At 63.4% G+C, this 3,908-nt stretch carries 5 protein-coding genes and 1 pseudogene; all 6 read right to left on the reverse strand.

Annotated elements, in window-relative coordinates; all coding sequences use genetic code 11:
- A partial coding sequence (locus ACXJKO_RS30370) for a sodium/proton-translocating pyrophosphatase (protein ID WP_457094745.1) occupies positions 1–167 on the reverse strand: 167 nt, incomplete at its 3' end.
- A gap of 156 nt (positions 168–323) precedes the next feature.
- Positions 324–1,523, reverse strand: coding sequence for an MFS transporter (locus ACXJKO_RS30375; protein WP_457094741.1), 1,200 nt, complete (start codon positions 1,521–1,523; stop codon positions 324–326).
- A complete protein-coding gene (gene thiL / locus ACXJKO_RS30380; RefSeq protein WP_457094742.1) occupies positions 1,498–2,487 on the reverse strand; it encodes a thiamine-phosphate kinase in 990 nt (329 codons plus the stop codon). Before thiL ends, ACXJKO_RS30375 begins: the two co-directional genes overlap by 26 nt.
- A 29-nt stretch (positions 2,488–2,516) precedes the next feature.
- On the reverse strand, positions 2,517–2,999 hold the full coding sequence (nusB, locus tag ACXJKO_RS30385) for a transcription antitermination factor NusB (RefSeq protein ID WP_457094743.1): 483 nt from the start codon (positions 2,997–2,999) through the stop codon (positions 2,517–2,519).
- Positions 3,000–3,001: 2 nt separating this feature from the next.
- On the reverse strand, positions 3,002–3,490 hold the full coding sequence (ribH, locus tag ACXJKO_RS30390; RefSeq protein WP_457094744.1) for a 6,7-dimethyl-8-ribityllumazine synthase: 489 nt from the start codon (positions 3,488–3,490) through the stop codon (positions 3,002–3,004).
- Positions 3,491–3,577: 87 nt separating this feature from the next.
- Positions 3,578–3,908 (reverse strand): annotated as a pseudogene (locus ACXJKO_RS30395) (riboflavin synthase); the annotation flags it as partial.

Below are 3,908 nucleotides of genomic sequence, written 5' to 3' on the forward strand. Positions count from 1 at the left end.
GTCGTATATTGTCGGCGGAGATAAGCCTTTGCGCCTTCAGCAATGGCGCCCGCAATCTCCTGCATGCGCTGCGAACCGGCGTCCCGCTTCATCACATCGCTGATGGCCCACAGGCCATAAGCAATCGAGAGCAAGCCGCCCAGAATAATAAGGGTCAGTTCCATCATGCCGTCCTTGTTATGGGAAAGCAGAATGCCGCTTCTCAAGGCCTGTTTCTTGGCCTCGAGCGGCCCCTACCTCCGGCGAAGTTTATATTTGGTGGCAAAAAAGGAGACGGTCCGCAACGATACTTCGCATTAAACCCACAGGAAGGACTTAATACTTTATGCGGGTAAGGCAGCCTTCGAGCGCTGCTGCCAGGCGAGCAGAACTAGGGCAATCGCGACAGGCGGGAAGACCAGCCAGTTCACGCTTTCCCAGCCGCCGGTGTTCAAAAGCTTGCCTGACGAGAAGGATGCGATGGCCGTGGAGCCGAAGACCAGGAAGTCGTTGGCCGCCTGCACTTTCGTGCGCTCCTCAGGGCGGTAGCAATCGGTCACCATCGATGTCGCGCCGATGAAGCCGAAGTTCCAGCCGATGCCGAGCAGGATCAATGTCGCCCAGAAATGGGCGATCTCTATCCCTGAAAGGCCGATGGCAGCCGACAGCCCGATCAGGACCAGCCCTGTCGCCGTAACCGGCAGCTTGCCGAAGCGCCCGATCAAGCGTCCGGTGAAGAAGCTCGGGCCATACATGGCGAGGATGTGCCATTGAATGCCCAAAGCCGCCGCGCCAACCGAGTGGCCGCACCCGATCATCGCGAGCGGCGCAGCCGTCATCAGAAAGCTCATGAGACCGTAAGACACCAAGCCCGCCGTCACCGCGACGATGAAACGGGGCTGCCGCACGATCTCGCCCAAGGGCCGTCCGCCCGCCTTTTGCGCAACGCTGACAGGCGCGGGCCGAAGGAAGGACACGATGACCATCGACATGAGGGCAAGAGCGGCCTGACCGAGGAATGCCCCMGCGAAGGGCGCGGTCTGAATGGCATCCCTGAACCATATGATCGTTTGCGGCCCGATGATTCCTGCGGCAAGCCCACCAGTCATGACCCAGGCAATCGCGCGCGGCTTGAAGGCCTCGGAAGCCCCGTCCGTCGCCGCGAATCGGTAGCTCTGGTTGAAGGAGCCGTACATGCCGACGATGAGAGCGCCGAAGCAGAAGAGCACGAAGCTCCAGGAGGCGATGCCGAAAGCCGCCAGGCACCCGCCTGTCAGGCCTATGCCCGCTCCCAGGATGTAGCCCATGCGCCGCCCGATCCGCCGCATGATCATAGCGGCGGGAATGGTGCCCAGCGCAAGCCCGAGATTGAACAGGCTCACGGGCAGGGTCGCCAGTTCCTTGTTCTCCGCGAGGTTCTGCCCCACCAGACCGCCCAGGGACACGACGATGGCCGGGCTCGATCCGCCGAGCGCCATGGCCGCCGCAAGAACCAGGGCATTCCGCTTGGCTAAAGCGTCAGAAGTGGGAGTATGAGCCTGCATTGTAGCGTCTTTCGCGATCCTGCATCCGAAAGACCGGCAGATCATGTCCTGCAACGACGCTGCCGATAGCGGATAATGGTATGCCCACGCTATCTGCCTGTTCGATCAGCATGTCGAGGTTCTTCTGTGGCACCGTGCAGAGAATTTCGTAATCATCTCCCCCCGTCACAGCCGCATCGAGCAGGGTCGAATCGGCGCCGATGGCCTTTTGCACCGCGAGAGACAGAGGAACCTTGTCGAGATCCACCACGGCGCTTGTTCCTGAAGCGCGCATCATCTTGGCGAGATCGCCCGCCAGACCATCCGAGACATCCATGGCCGCATGGGCGTAATCGCGCAGCGCCTTGGCCAGACGATAACGCGGCTGGGGATGGAGATAACGGTCGGCGAGATGCGCCGCCTCGCCGGATGACAGGCTGGACGCCCATGCCGGATCGCGACGGAGCATCAAACCTAAGGCGGCGTCGCCGATGGTGCCGCTGACGCAGACGACGTCGCCTTCCCGCGCTACCGTGCGGCGGACCATGCGGCCAGTTGGCACCTGTCCGAGCGCGGTGACGGAGAGGGTCAGGGCCCCTTTCGCCTTCACCGTATCGCCGCCCAGAAGCGGGCAGCCGAAATCACGAGCGGCCTCACCGAGACCGGCAGCGAATGCGGCAAGCCAGGCCTCCGTCCAGGTTTCAGGGAGCGCCAGCGTCAGGAGAAAGCCTGTGGGGTCCGCGCCCTTCGCGGCGAGGTCCGAAACGTTCACGCCGAGCGCTTTCCGGGCAATGGATGCGGGTGAATCGTCGGGCAGAAAGTGAACTGTCTCGACCAGGGCGTCGGTGGTGAGAACCAGATCGTGCCCCGGCTCGGGCGTCAGGCAGGCTGCGTCGTCCTTGAGACCGAGCCCGCCCGCGCCGGYGATGGGCGCGAAGTAGCGCGCGATCAGGCCGTCTTCGCTTGGGCGTTCGGGAGAGGCCATCAGGCGATGTTCCCGGCCATGAATTGCGCTTACCGCTTGGCCTGCCCTGCGGCCTTCTTCTCCAGCTCGCCGGGTCGTACTTCGCGTGTCAGAGTGTCGAGCACGGCGTTCACGAGACCGGGCTCGTCATCGCCGTAGAAACCATGGGTCACGTCCACATATTCGGTGATCGCGACGCGGGCCGGCACATCCTTGCGGTACATGAGCTCGTACCCGCCGGCGCGCAGGATGGCACGGAGCACCGCCTCGACGCGGCGCAGGGGCCAGCCTTCGGAGAGGGCCTTGTCGATCTTCACGTCAATGGCGCGCTGGTTCTCGACCACGCCCGTAATGACATTGCGGAAGAACTCAATGTCGGATGGCTTGAACTCGATGCCCTCGACCTCGCGGCCGATCCAGAAGGCCTCGAACTCCGCGAGCGCGTCGAGCACGCTCGTGCCCGATACATCCATCTGATAGAGGGCCTGGACGGCAGCGAGGCGAGCGGCTGAGCGCTCTGCAGGCTTCGTCATGATCAGGCCTCCAGCTTGCGTTTGATGCGAAGAACGGCAAGTGCTGCTTCCACCGCTCCCCCGCCCTTATTCAATTCACTCACGCTGGCCCGGGTCCACGCCTGCTTGTCATTCTCCACCGTCAGGATGCCGTTGGCGAGCGGGATCTTGCGGGCAACCGATAGATCCATGAGCGCGCGGGCGCTCTCGCCAGCTACGATGTCATAATGTCCCGTCTCGCCACGGATGACGCAGCCTAGAGCCACGACGGCGTCATAGGGCTTGCCGGCCTTCTCGGCGGCATCGAGCGCGATGGCGACGGTCGAGGGAATCTCCAGCGCTCCGTCGAGCGTCAGCACGTCCATAGTCGCCTGAGCAGCTTCGACAGCGCCCTGCACGCCGCGCAGAAGCTCATCGGCGATATCGTCATAGAAGCGTGCTTCGACGACGAGGATGCGCGCGCCGGGAACCGGGGCACGAGCGGCTTGAGGTTTGGCGGAATGCGAGACCATAAGAGACTCTCAAATACCTTTCGGAACCCCCTACCCTCATCCCGAGGAGGGCGGTGCTCCGATAACGGGAGAAATGTTGCCGTTCCCCTACCCCGCCCGGCGGGCGTCCGCAAGGCGTGCGGCATAGCGGGCCATGAGATCGACCTCCAGATTGAGCTTGTCGCCCACCTTCCGGTCGCCCCAGGTGGTCACCGCGAGGGTGTGCGGGATGATGAGAACCGAAAACATATCGTCGTTCACGGAGTTCACGGTGAGCGAGGTGCCGTCGAGGCAGACGGAGCCCTTCTCCGCGATGTACGGCGCCAGAGCCGCCGGTGCCTTGAGGGTGAAGCGGGCGGTCGGCCCCCATGGATTGTCGCCGGCGGTGATCGCCTCTCGCGCCACGATGGTGGCAAGCCCATCCACATGGCCCGTTACG

The sequence above is a fragment of the Microvirga sp. P5_D2 genome (assembly GCF_054049475.1).

What these genes read in the sequence shown, in the direction of transcription:
- nusB (WP_457094743.1), bottom strand. Translation starts at nt 2,999, where the DNA reads ATGACGAAGCCTGCAGAGCGCTCAGCCGCTCGCCTCGCTGCCGTCCAG.
- ribH (WP_457094744.1), bottom strand. Translation starts at nt 3,490, where the DNA reads ATGGTCTCGCATTCCGCCAAACCTCAAGCCGCTCGTGCCCCGGTTCCC.